This is a genomic window from Burkholderia sp. BCC1985 (assembly GCF_905339915.1).
In the GTDB taxonomy this organism is placed as follows: Bacteria; Pseudomonadota; Gammaproteobacteria; order Burkholderiales; family Burkholderiaceae; genus Burkholderia.
In genome coordinates this window covers 222,295-239,397 of the sequence record NZ_CAJPGY010000006.1, presented here as the reverse complement: position 1 = coordinate 239,397, position 17,103 = coordinate 222,295, and the positions used below count along the sequence as shown (strand labels likewise).

Annotated in this window: 15 protein-coding genes; 9 read left to right on the top strand and 6 right to left on the bottom strand. The window is 68.5% G+C overall.

All coding sequences use genetic code 11. The features are described from left to right. Positions 1-130 precede the first annotated feature (130 nt). Both U4Z31_RS08525 and U4Z31_RS08520 read right to left on the bottom strand, forming a co-directional pair. Entirely contained in the window at positions 131-367 is a 237-nt protein-coding gene (locus tag U4Z31_RS08525; protein WP_124666278.1) for a zf-HC2 domain-containing protein, read from the bottom strand. Beyond that, positions 348-944 (bottom strand): RNA polymerase factor sigma-70, encoded by a 597-nt coding sequence (locus tag U4Z31_RS08520; RefSeq protein ID WP_257772826.1) that lies wholly within the window; start codon positions 942-944, stop codon positions 348-350. Before U4Z31_RS08520 ends, U4Z31_RS08525 begins: the two co-directional genes overlap by 20 nt. A gap of 375 nt (positions 945-1,319) precedes the next feature. Between U4Z31_RS08520 and U4Z31_RS08515 the strand changes: the two genes are divergently transcribed. Next, the gene (locus U4Z31_RS08515) at positions 1,320-1,874 is read left to right on the top strand and encodes an NADPH-dependent FMN reductase (protein WP_044848764.1); all 555 of its coding nucleotides are present in this window, start codon (positions 1,320-1,322) and stop codon (positions 1,872-1,874) included. A 45-nt stretch (positions 1,875-1,919) separates the two neighbouring features. On the opposite strand, the gene U4Z31_RS08510 is transcribed toward U4Z31_RS08515, so the two are convergent. Continuing rightward, on the bottom strand, positions 1,920-4,163 hold the full coding sequence (locus tag U4Z31_RS08510; RefSeq protein WP_321809964.1) for a hybrid sensor histidine kinase/response regulator: 2,244 nt from the start codon (positions 4,161-4,163) through the stop codon (positions 1,920-1,922). Between the two features lie 467 nt (positions 4,164-4,630). Here U4Z31_RS08510 and U4Z31_RS08505 point away from each other — a divergent pair, with 467 nt between their 5' ends. From U4Z31_RS08505 to U4Z31_RS08495, 3 genes are read left to right on the top strand one after another with little or no spacing between them, the layout of a single operon-like run. Next, positions 4,631-4,999, top strand: a complete 369-nt coding sequence (locus tag U4Z31_RS08505) for a response regulator (RefSeq protein WP_040138947.1) — start codon at positions 4,631-4,633, stop codon at positions 4,997-4,999. Then, positions 4,992-5,618 carry a chemotaxis protein CheC gene (locus U4Z31_RS08500; protein WP_044848767.1) on the top strand — a complete coding sequence of 209 codons (627 nt, stop codon included), beginning with the start codon at positions 4,992-4,994 and terminating at the stop codon, positions 5,616-5,618. The genes U4Z31_RS08505 and U4Z31_RS08500 overlap by 8 nt, the downstream gene beginning before the upstream one ends. Continuing rightward, positions 5,615-6,565: a diguanylate cyclase gene (locus tag U4Z31_RS08495; RefSeq protein ID WP_321809963.1), complete on the top strand. Its 951-nt coding sequence runs from the start codon at positions 5,615-5,617 to the stop codon at positions 6,563-6,565. The genes U4Z31_RS08500 and U4Z31_RS08495 overlap by 4 nt, the downstream gene beginning before the upstream one ends. A 77-nt stretch (positions 6,566-6,642) precedes the next feature. On the opposite strand, the gene U4Z31_RS08490 is transcribed toward U4Z31_RS08495, so the two are convergent. Beyond that, complete coding sequence (locus U4Z31_RS08490; protein ID WP_321809962.1) at positions 6,643-7,527, bottom strand: alpha/beta fold hydrolase; 885 nt, start codon at positions 7,525-7,527, stop codon at positions 6,643-6,645. A 219-nt stretch (positions 7,528-7,746) separates the two neighbouring features. Between U4Z31_RS08490 and U4Z31_RS08485 the strand changes: the two genes are divergently transcribed. From U4Z31_RS08485 to U4Z31_RS08465, 5 genes are all read left to right on the top strand, one after another. Then, on the top strand, positions 7,747-8,079 hold the full coding sequence (locus U4Z31_RS08485; RefSeq protein ID WP_044848863.1) for a hypothetical protein: 333 nt from the start codon (positions 7,747-7,749) through the stop codon (positions 8,077-8,079). A 258-nt stretch (positions 8,080-8,337) separates the two neighbouring features. Then, positions 8,338-9,186 (top strand): presqualene diphosphate synthase HpnD, encoded by an 849-nt coding sequence (gene hpnD, locus U4Z31_RS08480; RefSeq protein ID WP_044848864.1) that lies wholly within the window; start codon positions 8,338-8,340, stop codon positions 9,184-9,186. A 4-nt stretch (positions 9,187-9,190) separates the two neighbouring features. Continuing rightward, positions 9,191-10,444 carry a hydroxysqualene dehydroxylase HpnE gene (gene hpnE, locus U4Z31_RS08475; RefSeq protein WP_044848865.1) on the top strand — a complete coding sequence of 418 codons (1,254 nt, stop codon included), beginning with the start codon at positions 9,191-9,193 and terminating at the stop codon, positions 10,442-10,444. 15 nt (positions 10,445-10,459) lie between these two features. Then, positions 10,460-12,433, top strand: a complete 1,974-nt coding sequence (gene shc, locus U4Z31_RS08470; protein ID WP_321809961.1) for a squalene--hopene cyclase — start codon at positions 10,460-10,462, stop codon at positions 12,431-12,433. 3 nt (positions 12,434-12,436) lie between these two features. Beyond that, on the top strand, positions 12,437-13,144 hold the full coding sequence (locus U4Z31_RS08465; protein ID WP_082088758.1) for a phosphorylase: 708 nt from the start codon (positions 12,437-12,439) through the stop codon (positions 13,142-13,144). Between the two features lie 112 nt (positions 13,145-13,256). On the opposite strand, the gene U4Z31_RS08460 is transcribed toward U4Z31_RS08465, so the two are convergent. Both U4Z31_RS08460 and U4Z31_RS08455 read right to left on the bottom strand, forming a co-directional pair. Then, positions 13,257-14,261 carry a VacJ family lipoprotein gene (locus U4Z31_RS08460; protein WP_124485982.1) on the bottom strand — a complete coding sequence of 335 codons (1,005 nt, stop codon included), beginning with the start codon at positions 14,259-14,261 and terminating at the stop codon, positions 13,257-13,259. After that, positions 14,254-16,887 carry an MMPL family transporter gene (locus U4Z31_RS08455; protein ID WP_321809960.1) on the bottom strand — a complete coding sequence of 878 codons (2,634 nt, stop codon included), beginning with the start codon at positions 16,885-16,887 and terminating at the stop codon, positions 14,254-14,256. The genes U4Z31_RS08460 and U4Z31_RS08455 overlap by 8 nt, the downstream gene beginning before the upstream one ends. Positions 16,888-17,103: the final 216 nt, after the last annotated feature.

The window sequence follows — 17,103 nt, the reverse complement described above, 5'->3', positions numbered from 1 at the left end:
TATCGCATGATCCCGGCGCGAGCGCGCCGGGAATAAGCGGCTGAATTCGCGAGCCGCAATCGACCACCGTGGCTACGCTGCCGATGGTCATCAAATGAACCGCTCGTAGCAGAAATCACAAGGCAGCAACTCAGCCCTGCCCGTCGCCCGACGACTCATCCCGATCGCCACCCGCTTCATCCCCCGTCCCCCGCCCCGCCGCCGCATGCGCTGCCGTCCGCAGCAGCGCGATCTGCCCGCGATACACTCGGCATCCGCTGCAAGTCGGCAGATGCACATGCACCTGCATGCGCTCATGAAGCGTCAAGGACCGGTCGAGCGCATCCGACAGCAGTCGCGTCACGTCCCTACATTTCCCCGGCAGCATCTTCGGTCGTCATTCCTTTTTCGCTGAGGCAGGTGCGCAGGCGCGTGCGCGCCCGATACAGCAACACGCTGCAATGATTCGTCGTCAACGTCAGTTCGCTGCAGATGTCGGCAATCTCGACGTCGAGGAATTCGCGCATCATGAACACGCGTCCGATGTGTTCCGGCAAGTGGTCGAGGCAGACCTGGAACAGCATCCAGAACTGCTGTTGCTGCAATAGCGTTTCGGGCCGCGGCCACGGCCGCGGCTTCGTGTGCGGCGCCCAATGCCCGTTTTCCTTGAAGAGTTCGCGATCGAGCGCGGATTCGCCGTCGAGTTCCGCATCGAGCGCGGACAGGCTCACCGTCCGCTGCCGCGCGCGCAGGATGTCGATCAGCTTGTTGCGCAGGATGCCGAAGACCCAGGTCTTGTGGGCGGACCGTCCCGCGAACTCGCCCGCGTGCGACCACGCGGCGGTCAGCGCTTCCTGCACGGCATCCTCGGCCGCATCGGCATCGCGGAGCTGGAGTCGCGCGAAGCGCAGCAGGTCGCGCCGCAGTTGCGCGAGATAGGCAGGGTCGTCGTACGCGGACAGCATGGCAGGTCGGGAGCCTTACGAAGCGAAAGCGCTCGCGTGCGCGCCACCGGGCGGGCGCATCGCGGTGTGCGAGCAGCTTACTGGGCGAGACGCTGCGCTGCAACGCATGTTCCGTCGCGAATTCACGAAGCCGGCCGGCGCGCTGCGCTATGCTTGCCGAAGCCTGGCGTCGCGCGTCGCGAAATCGCGACGCGGGCGGTCTGTAACATCAGACCATAACGGTCAAGTTATCCACAATTTCTGTGGAAAACCTTGTGGAAAGTCAGCCGGTCGGCCCCGTGGGACGGCTCGCGGGCTGGCTTGCCTATAAACAGACCTTTGTCGCCTGCCCAGAATCAATCGACCCGATTCCTTACTCACCGGAAGGAGAAAGCCATGTCCTATCGTGTTGCAGTCGTCGTCGGCAGCCTGCGTCGCGGTTCCTGGAACCGCGCGCTCGCGCAAGCCGTGATCTCGCTCGCCCCCGCCGATTTCTCGTTCGAATTCGTCGAGATCGGCGAACTGCCGCTCTACAGCCAGGACTACGACGCGGACTTTCCGGAAGTCGCGAAGCGCTTCAAGCAGTCGATCGAGGCGGCCGACGCGCTGCTGTTCGTGACGCCCGAGTACAACCGCTCGATCCCGGGCGTGCTGAAGAACGCGCTCGACTGGGGCTCGCGCCCGTGGGGGCACAACTCGTGGTCCGGCAAGCCGGGTGCGGTGCTCGGCACGTCGCCGGGTGCGACCGGCACCGCGCTCGCGCAGCAGCACCTGCGCAACGTGCTTGCGTATCTCGACGTGAAGACGCTCGGCCAGCCGGAAATGTTCATCAAGCACGACCCGGCGCGTATCGACGACGAGGGCCAGATCGTCAGCGAAGACACCCGCAAGTTCCTGCAGGGTTTCGTCGACCGCTACGTCGACTGGGTGCGCGTGCTGAAGGCGGCCTGATCGCCGTCTCCTTGCCGCCGCCGGCACCGGCCCGCATGCCGCGGGTCAGGCGCCGGCGTGCCGTGCGTCGCGCGCTTCCCGGATGCCGAGCAGGATCTCGTCGAGCAGCGCGATGTCGAACGGCTTCGACAGCACGCGCACGTCGACGGTACGCGTGCGGTCGAGTTCCTCCGCGTAACCCGTGACGAGGATCACGGGCAGCTTCCCCGGCCGCTTGTCGATCGCTTCGGCGAGATCGATGCCGTTCAGGCGACCCGGCATGTGGATATCCGAGATCACCAGGTCGAATGCGTCGTTCGCGGCCGCGCCTTCGATCAGGCGCAGTGCGTCGTCGGCGGTGGGCGCATAGGTGACGCGGTGCCCGAGCAGCGTGAGCAGCGCCTCGGTGCCGGCCGCGACTTCGCTGTTGTCCTCGACCAGCAGCACGTGCAGGCCGGCAAGCCCGCCCGCGTCGTGCACGGTGGCCTGCGGTCGCGCGACGATGTCCTCGACGCGTGCGCGCGGCAGGTACAGGCGCACCGACGTCCCGGCGCCGACCGCGCTGTCGATCGTCGCGAGTCCGCCCGAGCGCTCGCAGAACGCGAACACCTGCGGCAGCCCGAGCCCCGTTCCCATCCCCTGCGCCTTCGTCGTGAAGAGCGGCTCGAACGCGCGCGCGAGCACGTCGGGCGGCATGCCCGAGCCCGTATCGTCGAGCGAGATCTGCACGAAGTCGCCGGTCAGCGGAAAGCCGTCCTCGCGGCGCAGCGTCACGTTGCGCGCGCCGACCGTGAAGCGGCCGCCGACCGTCATCGCATCGCGCGCGTTGACGGCGAGATTGATCACCGCGAGCTCGAGCTCCGCGACATCGACCCGGATCGGCCATACGCCGGGCTCGATCGCGATGACCAGCAGCGATTTCGAACCGAGCGACGTCTTCAGCAGTTCGCGGCACGTGCCGAGCCATTGACCGACGTCGATCGTCTCGCTGTGCAGCGGCTGCTTGCGCGCGACGCCGAGCAGCTGGCGCGTGAGCGACTGGCCGTTCTTCAGCGCGCGTTCGATCGCGCCGAGTTCCTTGTCGAGATGCTGGACGCCGCGTCGCCGCGCGATCTGCACGTTGCTGGAGATGATCATCAGCAGGTTGTTGAAGTCGTGCGCGACGCTGCCGACCAGGTTGCCGAGCGCCTGCATCTTGCGCGACTGCCGGTACGCGGATTCGATCGAGCGTCGCATCGACGCTTCGGCCTGCCAGCGGTCCCAGGCCTCCTCTTCCGCCTTCAGCCGCTTCAGCGACAGCCAGATCACCGACCACAGCGCGATCGACGGCGCGAACATCGAGATGAACAGCACGCTCAGGTGTTCGTACCATTCACGCCAGATCGCCGACGTGCGGTACGCGCAGGTCACGTACACGGGGTAGCTGCCGACCTGGCGGTACGCGACGATCTCGCTGCTGGCGCCGTCGTGGCGCACCCGCACGACGCCCGCGCGCGGATCGCTTTGCGCGTTGCCGAAGGTGGCCGTGAGATCGGTGTGCGCGAGCGACGGCGGCGGCGGATACGACGCGATCACCGCGCCGTCGGAACGCGCGAGCGCCATCGTCATCGGGGTGGCCGCGCCGCCGAGCAGGTCGCGGTAGAACGCGTTGAAATACGACGACTTCAGCGCGATCGACACCATGCCGGCGAACGAACCGTCGCTATGGCGTCGCGCGACGCCCGTGTTGAACACGGGGATGTTCTCGAGCTTGAGCGGCCCCATCATCAGCTTCGAGATGTGTTCGATCACCCGGCCGTCGCGGATGCCGGCGAAGTCGTCGCGGTTCGCGATCGACGCATAGGGCGCCGGATAGTAGAGGCTGTTGGCGAGCAGCATCCCGCTCGCACCGAAGATCGACACCGCGGCCACCTGCGGATAGCCGCCGCCGATCGTATTCAGCGCTTCGTGGATGTCGGATTCGTGGCGGCGCACGGTGGCGTCGTCCATGTCCTGCACGAGGTCGACGATGCGCGCATCGAGCGTCTCGCTCAGGTCGAACACCTTGAGCGCATGTTCCTCGGCGACGCGCACGGTGCGCATCGTCACGTCGCTCGCCGCGGCTTCGCGGGCCTTCAGGTCGTTGTACGCCATGACCGACACGTAGATGCACGGCAGCACGATCGCCGCGACCAGCAGCACGATCAGCGTCACGCGCCGGACCGCGAAATCGTGCTCGGGCGCGCCGGACGCATAGTTGCCGTCGTCCTGCCAGTCGTCGGCGGGCGGTGCGGTGTGCGTGCGGGAGTCGGCGGGACGTTCGGACGTCATCGAAGAAAGCGGGTGAAGCGGAGGTGTTCCATCATAAACGAGTTGCGCACGTGCGCCGTACCGCCGCACCGATGTGCAACCTGGTGATTCCGACAGGGGCACGGTGAAAGTTTGAAAACGCTATGAATCCGGCAGCGCAAACGTACACAAAGAAAAATTTTGCGTGCTTATCTCGAAAATGGTCGCGGCTGTTTTCAGAATGCAGGGCGAATGAAGCGATTTTGTTCGAAATGGTGAAAATGGCGAGTTGCACCGCCTTCGGTTTACTCAGAGAATCGCGCCTTGCTTTCCCCATGACAGATATATGCGCCCGCCGGCGTTTGCGGCGCGGTGTGTCGCGTGCCTGGCGCCGCGGCGCCCGCGCGCGGCCGCACGGCGGTGGCCGCGCTTGATCGCATGGCGCCTAAAGAAGCGCGCCGCGCGGTCGTTAACGCGAGAGAGACCATTCCGTATACCGCTTCGCCGCCATGCCTTTGCCGATCGTGATCGCCGACGACTCCTTGCTCGCTCGCAAACTTCTGACAAAGGCACTCCCGGGGGACTGGGACGTCGACGTCGCGTATGCGGCGAATGGTCGTGAGGCCCTGGCGCTCTATCGTGACGGCAAGGCTTCCGTGATGTTTCTGGACCTGACGATGCCCGACATGAACGGCTATCAGGTGCTCGAGACACTGCGCCACGAAGATCTGAACACGTTCGTGATCGTGGTATCCGCCGATATCCAGCCGCAGGCGCAAGCACGCGTGCGCGAGTTGGGCGCGATCGCATTCGTTGCCAAGCCCGTGACGTCGGAGGCGTTGCTGCCCATTCTCAAGGAGTATGGGTTGTATGCCTGAATCGGTGTTCACGGCGGAGCAACGCGACGCGTTGCAGGAAATCGCCAACCTCGCGATGGGCCGTGCCGCCGCACGGCTCGCGCTGCTGCTCGGGCACTTCATCGAGCTGTCGGTACCGCGCGTGCGCGTCGTGAAGGCCGCCGATGCGGGCGACGCGCTGCGCGAGATGACGGGCATCCACGAGAACGTGACGGCCGTGCGCCAGGGATTCCGTTCCGACATCAAGGGCGAGGCGATCGTGCTGTGCCGCAGCGCGGGCGTCGCGCGGCTCATGTCGCTGATGGAGCGCACGTTCGGCGACGGCGTGTATGCGGGCATGGCCACGCAGGACGAACTCGTGTTCGATGTCTCGAACGTGCTGATGAGCGCATGCGTCGCGTCGATCCTCGACGAGCTCGGCCGCAAGCCCGTGTTTTTCCCGCCGGGGCTGCTCGGCGCGAACGTGTCGTTCGACGACGTGTTCCAGCCGACCGCGCTCGCCTGGAGCGTCGCGCTGCTGCTCGAAGTGAACTTCGGTCTCGAGGATCACGCGTTCCGCGCACATTTCGTGATGCTGATGGCCGAGGACTCGATCCGGCTGATGGGCGACGCGCTCGACGCGTTGCTGTCCGCGCTATGAACGCGACCCCCGCCGCCACTGCCGCGTCGCTGAGCGACCTCGTGATCGAACGGGTGGGCTTCGGCCTGTTCGTGCTCGACCGCGCGATGACCGTGCTGATGTGGAATCGCTTCATGCAGGACCACAGCGGCATCCCGGCCGCCCACGTGATCGGTCGCAACCTGTTCGACTGCTTTCCGGCGCTGCCGCGCGCGTGGCTCGAGCGCAAGCTCGAGAGCGTGTTCCAGCTCGGCAGCTTCGCGTTCAGCTCCTGGGAGCAGCGGCCCTACCTGTTTCGCTTCGAGCACGACCGGCCGATCACGGGCGGCGTCGACTACATGCAGCAGGATTGCACATTCATGCCGCTCACGCGCGGCCGGGAAGTCGAGGCCGTGTGCGTGACGATCTCGGACGTCACGCACGTGAGCGTGATGCAGCGCGAGCGCGAGGAGGCGGTCGCGAAACTGCGCGAGCATGCGAATCTCGACGGCCTCACCGGCATCGCGAACCGGCGCTTCTTCGAGGCGCGGCTCAGTGACGAGTTCGCGCGCTGGCAACGCTACGGCGGCGACCTGTCGGTGCTGCTGTTCGACCTCGACCACTTCAAGACGATCAACGACCGGTTCGGGCATGCGGCCGGCGATGCGGTATTGCGCGAGACGGCGCGCCGCGTCGCGTCGATCGTGCGCGCGCAGGATACGTTCGGCCGCTTCGGCGGCGAGGAATTCGCGCTGCTGCTGCCGTGCACGAATCTCGACGAAGCGATGCGGGTAGCGGACAAGGTGCGCCACGCGATCGGCAGCACGCCGGTCGACGCGGAAGGCGTCAGCGTGCCGGTGACGGCGAGCGTCGGCGGCGCGTGCGCGACGGCCGGCGCGCTGGCGTGCGACGTGCTCGTGAACGAGGCCGACACCGCGCTCTATCGCGCGAAGCGGCTCGGGCGCGACCGGTCGATCGCGTACGCGTAAGCGCGGCGCGGCCGCAGCGCGGTTACGTGCGGCGTACCGCACACCGCACACCGCACACCGCGCGTGCCGCGCCCCCGTCAGCTTTTCGCGATATCCGCCAGCACGCCGGCCAGCACGGCCGGCTGCGACACGAACGGCGAATGGCTGCTGTCGAGCTGGTGCACGTGCGTCGGATTGCCGGGCACGAACGCGTCGGCTTCGTCGATGAAGCGCTGCTGCAGCGCGGGCAGGATCACGCGATCGGCCAGGCACTTGATGTAATGACGATCGATCGCGCCCCAGCGCGCGGCGGTCGTCGGGATCGCGGTCGCGAACGGCGCGGCCGGCACGTCGCAGGTCATCAGGTTCACCACCGCCTCGAAGTCGGCCTGCGGCACGTCGTCATACAGTGCGCGCTTCACGAGCGCGCGATACGCGGCATCGCCGCTGTGCGCATCGATCCGCAGCGCGCCCGCGACGCGCGGGCTCGCGAGCATCAGCGGGCCCAGCATTTCGCCCTTGTTCTCGGGCGCGCGCACGTAGTCGAGGCCCGGCACGCCCGACGCGGGCATGAACGCCGCGAGATAGACGATCTTCGCGATCTTCTCCGGCGCACGCTCCGCCGCGGCGGTGATCGCGAGGCCGCCCATGCTGTGCCCGACGAGCACGACCTTGCCGCGGCCGAGCGCGTACGCGTCGTCGACGGCCTGCATCACCTGCGTCGCGTAATCGTCGAGCGTGGTGTTCGCGACCGGCGACGGCTCGGCGCCGAAGGCGTCCTTGTCGAGCGGCCGTTCGAGATAGGATGCGGGAAAGCGGGCGTTGATGCCGTGCGCAGGCAGGTCGCGCGCGATCGACAGGTAGCCGCGCGCGGCCAGCGCGGCCGCGACGTGCGCGTAGCACCACGCACCGTGCCACGCGCCGTGCACCAGCACGAAAACGGGATGGTCGGATGGCGCGGTGGCGGTTACGTTCGTCTCCATGGTGTCCGTGTGTTTTTTCGAGAAAGATGTTCATCTTAGACGAAGCCGCGTGGACGAAGCTGCGCGCCCCGGCATGAACGCACGGCCCGAGCGTGCACGGGCTCGCACCGGCTGTCGGGATGCGGCGCTTTTGTCTCGTACAGGCCACATTTCGTCTCGATCTGATTTGAATTTGCGCCGAAGCGCGCTAATTTGACGCTTTGCTCCCGATTGCGCCCCATGAACGTCGATTACCTCTTCTACCGGCGGCCGGACAAACCCGGCCCCTATTCCCTCGACGACCTGGGCGAGACCGCGCCGCCGATCGGCCCGAGCGACATGGTGCGCGCGGGGATCGCGCGTGTGTTCGAGCAGATCGACTGGCAGGAATCGCCCGACGTGCCGGGCGCGTGGTTCGGCACCGGCGGCCCGTCGTTCCAGTTCACGGCGGAGCCCGACGGGCGCGTGACGAGCTTCATGGGCTCGCGGCTCGAACGCCGCTCGATGCTGCAGCTGACCCGCGAAATGGGGCTCATCGCGCTCGACCTGCAGCGCGACATCGTCTACGGCTGACGAGCGGCGCGGTGCCGCTCCCCGCCGCGGCCGGCCATGCCGGCCCGCCAGGCCCCGCGCGGCCCGCCGGGCGCGGCGCGTGTCCGCCATCGAACGTCAAAGATTGCTATACTTTCGCCCAATTCCGGCTTCCGGCCGGTAATTTGTGCCTGTCTGCGTCGATCGTTCGCATATCTCGCACGCATTTGACGCCCTGACCAACCCAGCCGGGCATGGCTTCTTCAATCGCCCCGCGTGGGTGTCTCCGTGGAGCTCGTCTTGGCCGTTTCCAATCTCGTCGTGGACGAACAAGAAACCGACGCCGCTGCCGTCACATCGGGCAGTTCTTTCTATCTGGCGATGCGCATCCTGCCGGCGGTGCAGCGCGATGCGATGTTCCAGGTCTACGCATTCTGCCGTGCGGTCGACGACATCGCCGACAGCGACCTGCCGCGCGCCGAGCGCAACGCGGGCCTCGATCGCTGGCGCGCGGACATCGACGCGTGCTTCGCCGGCCAGCCGCCGCGCCATCTGGTCGCGCTCGAGCGCGAGATCCGCGCGTTCGACCTGAAGCGCGAGGACTTCCACGCGATGATCGACGGGATGGCGATGGACGCTGCCGAGGACATCTGCGCGCCGGACGAACCGACGCTCGACCTGTTCTGCGATCGCGTGGCGAGCGCGGCCGGCCGGCTGTCGGTGAGGATTTTCGGGATCCCGGAGGCGGCAGGCATCAAGCTGTCGCACCACCTCGGCCGCGCGCTGCAGCTGACGAACATCCTGCGCGACATCGACGACGACGCGGCGATCAACCGCTGCTACCTGCCGCGCGAGCTGCTCGCACGCGAAGGCATCGCGATCACCGATCCGGCGACGATCGTGCGCGACCCGGCGCTGCCGCGCGTGTGCGCGACGCTCGTCGAGCGCGCGCTCGAGCACTTCCGCGAAGCGGACGCCGTGATGGATACGTGCACGCGTGCGCAGGTGAAGGCGCCGCGCATCATGTCGGGCGCGTATCGCTGCATCCTGGAAGCCGCGATCGCGCGCGGCTTCGCCGCCCCGCGCGCGCCGCTGCGCAAGCCGAAGGCGCGCATGCTGATGATCGCCGCGCGCTACGCGCTGTTCTGAGCCGATGCCCAGAACCGTCCACGTGATCGGTGCAGGACTCGCGGGCCTGTCGGCCGCCGTCGAGCTGCAACGCCGCGGGCGGCGCATCGTGCTGCACGACGCGCATGCGCACGCGGGCGGCCGCTGCCGCTCGTGGTTCGACGGCGTGCTGAACACGACGCTGGACAGCGGGCTGCATCAGGTTTTCGCGGGGCAATCCGCGACCCAGCGCTACCTGCGCGCGATCGGCGCGGCCGATCGGCTCACGGGGCCCGCGCTGCCTGAATGTCCGGTGGTCGACGTCGCGTCGCAGCAGCGCTGGACGCTGCGTTTCGGCAACGGGCGCTGGCCGTCGTGGCTGTTCGACGCCGCATCGCGCGCGCCGGGCACCACGCCGCTCGATTATCTTGCGCTGGCCTCGCTCGCGTTCGCGCGCACCGGCCGCTCACTCGCACAGACGATGCGCTGCGACGGCGTGCTGTGGGACCGTTGGCTGCGGCCGTATTTCCTCGGGGTTCTGAACGTCGAGCCGCGCCACGCGAGCGCCGAACTCGCGCGCGCGGCGCTGTGCGGCACGTTTGCCGCGGGCGGCCCCGGATGGCGCCCGCTCGTCGCGCGCCACGGGCTCGGCAGCGCATTCGTCGAACCGGCGCTGCGGATGCTGCAGCACGGCGGCGCGCAGATCCGGCTGAATTCGCGGCTCGATGCGTTCGAATTCGGCGCGCACGGCAACGCGGTCGATGCGGTCGCGATCGGCGGCGAGCGCGTCGATCTCGCACCGGGCGACGCGGTCGTGCTGGCCGTGCCGCCCGAGGTCGCGCAGCCGCTCGTCCCGGATCTCACCGCGCCCGACACGTTCAGTGCGGTCGTGACCGCGTATTTCGCGGTCGATACACCGGCCGACGGCCCGCTGCAGACGACCGTCGTCAACGGCGTCGTCGACGCGGTGCGCACCGGCGGCGGTCCGCTCGCGGCGACCATCCGCGACGCGGGCCGCTGGCTCGACATGCCGCGCGATGCGCTCGCGCGGCGCATCTGGGAAGACGTCGCGCGCGTGACCGGCGCGAACCCGGAAACCATGCCCGCGTGGCAGCTCGTGGTCGAGCCGCGCGCGGGGTTTGCGGCGGTGCCGTCGCAGGAAATGAAACGTCCGGCCGTGCGTACGCGCTGGACCAATCTCGTGCTGGCGGGCGACTGGATTGCCACCGGCTTGCCCGCCACGATCGAGGGCGCGATCCGTTCCGGCCAGCTGGCCGCGGACGTGCTCCAGACACAGTAAGCAACAGAGGGACCGATGAACGATCTCACCGAAATGGCCACCCTGTCCGCCGGCACCGTGCCGGCCGGGCTCGACGCGGCCGTCGCCGGCGCGACCGACGCGCTGCTGGCCGCGCAGCAAGCAGACGGACACTGGGTCTACGAACTCGAGGCCGATTCGACGATTCCCGCCGAATACGTGCTGCTCGTCCACTATCTCGGCGAGACGCCGAACCTCGAACTCGAACGGAAGATCGGCCGCTATCTACGCCGTATCCAGCAGGCCGACGGCGGCTGGCCGCTGTTCACCGACGGCGCGCCGAACATCAGCGCGAGCGTGAAGGCGTATTTCGCGCTGAAGGTGATCGGCGACGACGAGAACGCCGAGCACATGCAGCGTGCGCGCCGTGCGATCCACGCGATGGGCGGCGCCGAGATGTCGAACGTGTTCACGCGCATCCAGCTCGCGCTGTACGGTGCGATTCCGTGGCGCGCGGTGCCGATGATGCCGGTCGAGATCATGCTGCTGCCGCAGTGGTTCCCGTTCCACCTGTCGAAGGTGTCGTACTGGGCGCGGACCGTGATCGTGCCGCTGCTGGTGCTGAACGCGAAGCGTCCGCTCGCGAAGAATCCGCGCGGCGTGCGCATCGACGAGCTGTTCATCGACCCGCCCGTCAACGCCGGCCTGCTGCCGCGCCAGGGCCACCAGAGCCCCGGCTGGTTCGCGTTCTTCCGCGTGGTCGATCATGCGCTGCGCGCCGTCGACGGCCTGTTCCCGAACTACACGCGCGAACGCGCGATCCGCCAGGCCGTGTCGTTCGTCGACGAGCGCCTGAACGGCGAGGACGGCCTCGGCGCGATCTATCCGGCGATGGCCAACGCGGTGATGATGTACGACGTGCTCGGCTATGCGGAAGATCATCCGAACCGCGCGATCGCGCGCAAGGCGCTCGAGAAGCTGCTCGTCGTGCACGAGGACGAAGCGTATTGCCAGCCGTGCCTGTCGCCGGTGTGGGACACGTCGCTCGCCGCGCATGCGCTGCTCGAGACCGGTGACGCGCGTGCCGAGGAAGCCGTGCTGCGCGGCCTCGACTGGCTGCGCCCGCTGCAGATCCTCGACGTGCGCGGCGACTGGATCTCGCGCCGCCCGCACGTGCGTCCCGGCGGCTGGGCGTTCCAGTACGCGAACGCGCACTACCCTGACGTCGACGACACGGCCGTGGTCGTGATGGCGATGGACCGCGCGCAGAAGCTCAGGCAGACGGACACGTATCGCGACTCGATGGCGCGCGCGCGCGAATGGGTCGTCGGCATGCAGAGCAGCGATGGCGGCTGGGGCGCGTTCGAACCGGAAAACACGCAGTACTACCTGAACAACATTCCGTTCTCCGATCACGGCGCGCTGCTCGATCCGCCGACCGCCGACGTGTCGGGCCGCTGCCTGTCGATGCTGTCGCAGCTCGGCGAGACGCCGCTGAACAGCGAGCCGGCCCGTCGCGCGCTCGACTACATGCTGAAGGAGCAGGAGCCGGACGGCAGCTGGTACGGCCGCTGGGGGATGAACTACGTGTACGGCACGTGGACGGCCCTGTGCTCGCTGAACGCGGCCGGCCTGACGCCGGACGATCCGCGCATGAAGCGCGGCGCGCAGTGGCTGCTGTCGATCCAGAACAAGGACGGCGGCTGGGGCGAGGACGGCGACAGCTACAAGCTGAATTACCGCGGTTTCGAGCAGGCGCCGAGCACCGCGTCGCAGACGGCCTGGGCGCTGCTCGGCCTGATGGCGGCCGGCGAGGTGAACAACCCGGCCGTTGCACGCGGCGTCGACTACCTGATCGCTCAGCAGAACGAAGAAGGCCTGTGGGACGAAACGCGCTTCACGGCAACCGGCTTCCCGCGCGTGTTCTATCTGCGCTATCACGGCTATCGCAAGTTCTTCCCGCTGTGGGCGCTCGCGCGCTATCGCAACCTGAAGCGCGCCAACGCGACGCGCGTGACGGTCGGGATGTAACGCGTGGCGCCGACGCAGCACAACGGCACGTTGCCCGTCATCGCCGTCACGGGGATGGCGTTCGAGGCGCGCATCGCGCGCGGTCAGGGCGTCGAGGCCGTGTTCGCCGCGCGGGCCGACCGCCTCGAGCGCGCGCTGGCCGAGGCGACCGCGCGCGGTTGCGCGGGCATCGTGAGCTTCGGCACGGCAGGCGGGCTCGCGCCCGATCTCGCACCCGGCGCGCTCGTGATCGCGGACGCGATCGACGGGCCGTTCGGCCGCGTGCAGACCGATCCGGGCTGGAGCGCGCGGCTCGTCGCCGCGCTGCACGACACGCCGGTATGGGCGCGCGTCACGCGCGGCACGATGGCGGCGGTCGGCGCGCCGGTGGTCAGCGAACAGGAAAAGACGTCGCTGCATCGCGCGAAGGGCGCGCTCGCCGTCGACATGGAATCGCATATCGCCGCGGCCTTCGCGGCGTCGCGCGGCGTACCGTTCGCGGTGTGCCGCGCGATCGTCGACCCGGCGTGGCGCACGCTGCCGCGCGCGGCGACGGCCGGCCTGCGCGACGACGGCAGCACGGCCATCCTGCCGATCCTGCGCGAACTGCTGAAGCAGCCGTCGCAGCTCGGCCCGCTGCTGCAGGTCGCGGGCGACGCGCGCGCGGCACGCACGACGCTGATCCAGGCGCGGCACGCATTCGAGCGTGCGGGCGCGATGCGGATCGTCTGAGCGGCGTTCGCCGCTTCTCCTCTCCCCCTTCCGTTCCCGTTTTCCGGACGCACAAAAAAAGCGCGCTGCGTGATGCAGCGCGCTTCGGCTTGTCAGCGGGTTCCGTGCCGCGTTACTGCGCGGCCGGTGCGCTCGCGGGCAGGGTCGGCATCGCTGGCGCGATCGGCGCGCCGTTGGAGGCCGGCGCCGTCGTCGCCCCGCTCGGCGCCGCCACGGGCGCAGCGGCCGAGGCCGCGGCAGGCGCGCTCGCGGGCATCGCGCCGTCCGCACCCGGATCGTCGTACTGCGGCAAGCCCGGCGCCGCCGGCGCGTTGTTCGGCGCGCCGCCCGACTCGCCCGGATCCTCGTAGTTCGGCAAGCCCGGCACGGCCGGCGTGGCCGCCGGCACCGCCCCCGCTTCACCCGGCTCCGTGTAGTTCGGCGGCGCGGCCGACGCCGACTGGCCGTGATACGTCAGCGACTTGCGCTGCTGCAGATACGCATCGCGGACGAACGAGTACGGATCGAGTGCCGCCTGCTTCAGCAGATCGGTCGCACCGAGCAGATCCGAGCGCGCGCTGATGAATTGCGCGATGTACATCGGATTGCGCACGGCCGGCTCGATGTAGTTGAGCAGGTTGAAGCGGACGTCCACCGCGCGGCCGACGCCGTCGCGGATCGTGCTCGGCCCGAACACGGGCAGCACGAGGTACGGGCCGGACGGCATGCCCCAGCGCGCCATCGTCAGCCCGAAATCCTGGTGGTGCTTCGGCAGCCCGGCCGGCGTCGCGATGTCGATCAGGCCGGCGACGCCGAACACCGAGTTCATCGCCACGCGCATCAGGTCCTGCGTCGCATCGGTGATGCGCAGCTGCAACAGGTTGTTCGCCATGTTGCCGAGATCGCCGAGGTTCGAGAAGAAGTTGCTGATCGCGGTACGCACGGGCGTCGGCGTGATCTTCTGGTAACCCTTCGCGATCGGCACGGCGATGTTCGTGTCGACCGTGTCGTTGAACTTGTACATCGCCCGGTTCATCGGCTCGAGCGGGTCGTTGGGGTTGCGGTTCGGGCCCGTCGCACAGCCGCTCAGCACTGCGCTGGCAGCGACGGTCGCCGCAATGATTCGCACCTTATTCATTGTTTCCTTGCAATTGGTTCTTGGCGCGTTTGACGCGCGGTTTGCCCATCAGGACGGGCTGAAACACCACGGCGCCGATCAGGGTGCAGGTCAACGCCAGCGCGAGCAGCTTGCCCATGCTCGACGTGCCCGGATGATGCGACAGCCACAGGCTGCCGAAGGCGGTTGCGGTCGTCGCGGCGCTGAACAGCACCGCGTGCGTGAGGCTCGAATGCAGCAGGCCCGTCTGGCCCGCGCGCCACGCCATCACGAAGTACACCTTGAACGCGACGCCGACGCCGAGCATCAGCGGCAGCGCGATGATGTTCGCGAAGTTCAGCGACATGCCGAGCACGACGCACATCTCGAGCGTGACGAGCCCCGACACGAGCAGCGGCACCAGCGTGCGCAGCACGTCGCCGAAGCGGCGCAGCGTGATCCACAGCAGGATCGTGATCGACAGGATCGACCACAGCGCCGCGTGCAGGAACGCGTTGATGATCGTGTCGGCCGAATGCAGGATCGAGATCGGCCCGCCGGTCGCGCCGGGTTCCGCCGCCTTCACCGTCTTCGCGAAGCGGCGCAGCATCGTGTCGTCGTTCGGGTCGACGCCCTTCGGCACCTTCGGCGAAATCTGCACGAGCGCGTGGCCGTCCGGCGCGACCCAGTCGCGCACGATCTGCGGCGGCAGCGATTCGCGCGTGATGTCCTGCGGCTGCAGCAGCGTCGCGAGCTGGTTGAGCGCGATGCGCAGCGTGTCGGAGAACGCGCGTTCGGCTCGATCGCGCGCCGCGCTGTCGGCGGCGGCCAGCTTCGCGAGCGACGCCGACAGATGCTGCGCGGCGGCGGCACCCGGGCCCGGGTGATCTTCCGCCGCGTAGCTCAGCAAATCGGACACGCGCTTGAGCGCGGCGACGCGCTGCGCATCGGTCGCGGCCGGCGCGGCCGGCTGCGTCAGCGCGGGCAGCAGCTCGCTCGCGGCCGCGGCGATCGCCGCGCGCTTGGCCGGCTGGTCGGCCGGCACGAAGGTCGTGAGCGTCGTCGTGCGGCCGACTTCCGGCAGCGCGTCGAGGCGCTTCGCGGCCGCGTCGGCCTCGGCGAGCGACGGCGCGAGCAGCGTGACGTCGTTGACGGCCGCTTCGGGCGAATCCTTCAGCGCGAGCAGCGTCGCCATCGATTCGCTGTTCGGATCCTTCAGGTGCAGCGGGTTGAAATCGAAGTGCAGGAACGCGAGCAGCGGCAGCGCGCCGATCACGACCGCGAGCGTGCCGATCAGGATCGGCTTGCGATGGCGATCGAGGAAGTCGTCGACGGGGGCGAGCCACGGAAAGCCCGGCGTCTTCGATTCGCCCGGCGGCGCGAACAGGCGCAGCAGCGCGGGCAGCAGCGTGAGCGTGGTCAGCAGCGCGACGAACATCCCGACGCCCGCGATCAGGCCGAGCTCGGACACGCCGCGATAGGCCGTGGGAATGAACGAGAAGAAGCTCGCCGCAACCGCCGCGGTGGCGAGCGCGAGCGGCATGCCCATCGAGTGCGCGGCGCCGATCAGCGCGTGATCGATGCGCGGATCGCGGAAGCGTTCCTCGCGGTACTTCACGCCGTACTGGATCGAGAAGTCGACGCCGAGGCCGACGAACAGCACCATGAACGCGACCGAGATCATGTTCAGCGAACCGACCATCGCGAGGCCGAGCGCGGCCGTCACGACGAGCCCGACGAACAGCGTGACGAGCACCGAGCCGATCATCCGCTTCGAGCGCAGCGCGAGCCACAGGATCACGAGCACCGCGAGCAGCGTGAGCACGCCGTTGAGCGCGGCGCCGTCTTGCACCGACGCGAATTCGTCGTCGGCGAGCGGCTGTTCGCCGGTCAGGCGCACGACCGCGCCGTAGCGTTGCTCGAGGCCGAGCGCTTTCGCCGTGTCGCGGATCACCCGGGTCGTTTCGGCACCGGCCTTCAGCGCGCCATAGTCGACGACCGGCTGCACCGTGACGAACGCGCGTGCCGGCTGGCGTGCGGCATCGCTGTCGACCAGCCCGCGCCACGAGAACGCGGCGGGCCTGCCGGCCAGCACGTCGTCGACCGTCGCGGCGCTGCGCGCGAGCAGCTTCGCCATCGCGGGCAGCTTCACCTGGCCGGTCAGGAGCGGCTGGCCGAGCGTGGTGGACAGCGTGGTCGCGAGCCCGGTCAGGCTCGGGTTCTTCGCGAGTTCGTTGACGAGCGGCCGCGCGCTCGCGAGCTGCGACGTCGTATCCGACACTTCCTGCGGCGACAGGAACAGCAGCCCGTTGTGCTCGAAGAACGGGCCGCCGCCGGGTTCGGCGACCTGGCCGATGCGGCCGGCGTCGGCCTGCTTGCGCAGGGCTTCGGTGAGCGTGTGCGCGGCGGCCGTCGCGAATTCGGGGGCCGGTGCCTCGACCACCGCGAGGATCGTGCCGTTGCGTTGCGGGAAGGCCTTGTCGACGGCCTGGCCGAGCGCGGCCCACTGCGGTTCCGCGTCGACGAGCTTGCTGATGTCCGTGTTGATCTTGAAGTGCTGCGCGACGTAGACGCCGCTGAAGACGGCGATGACGAGCGACAGCACGACGACCCAGACGGGGCGGCGTACCGACAATGCGACGAGTCGGACGATGAGAGAAGTCACCATGTGGCGGTGGGGAGGGGCTGGCAAGGACAAGGCAAAGAGTATACCGGCGCCACGTGACGTCGGTCGCCACGTTGGAGCGTAAAGGGGCGGGAAGGATATTTGCTGCGCCGGGAGGGAATCGCCGCGAATCGTCGGACGAATGGGCGGCAGAAATTGACATAATCGGCGCCGATCGCGCAGCGGCCGGCACCCTGTGACAAAAGGGGCTGAAAGGTA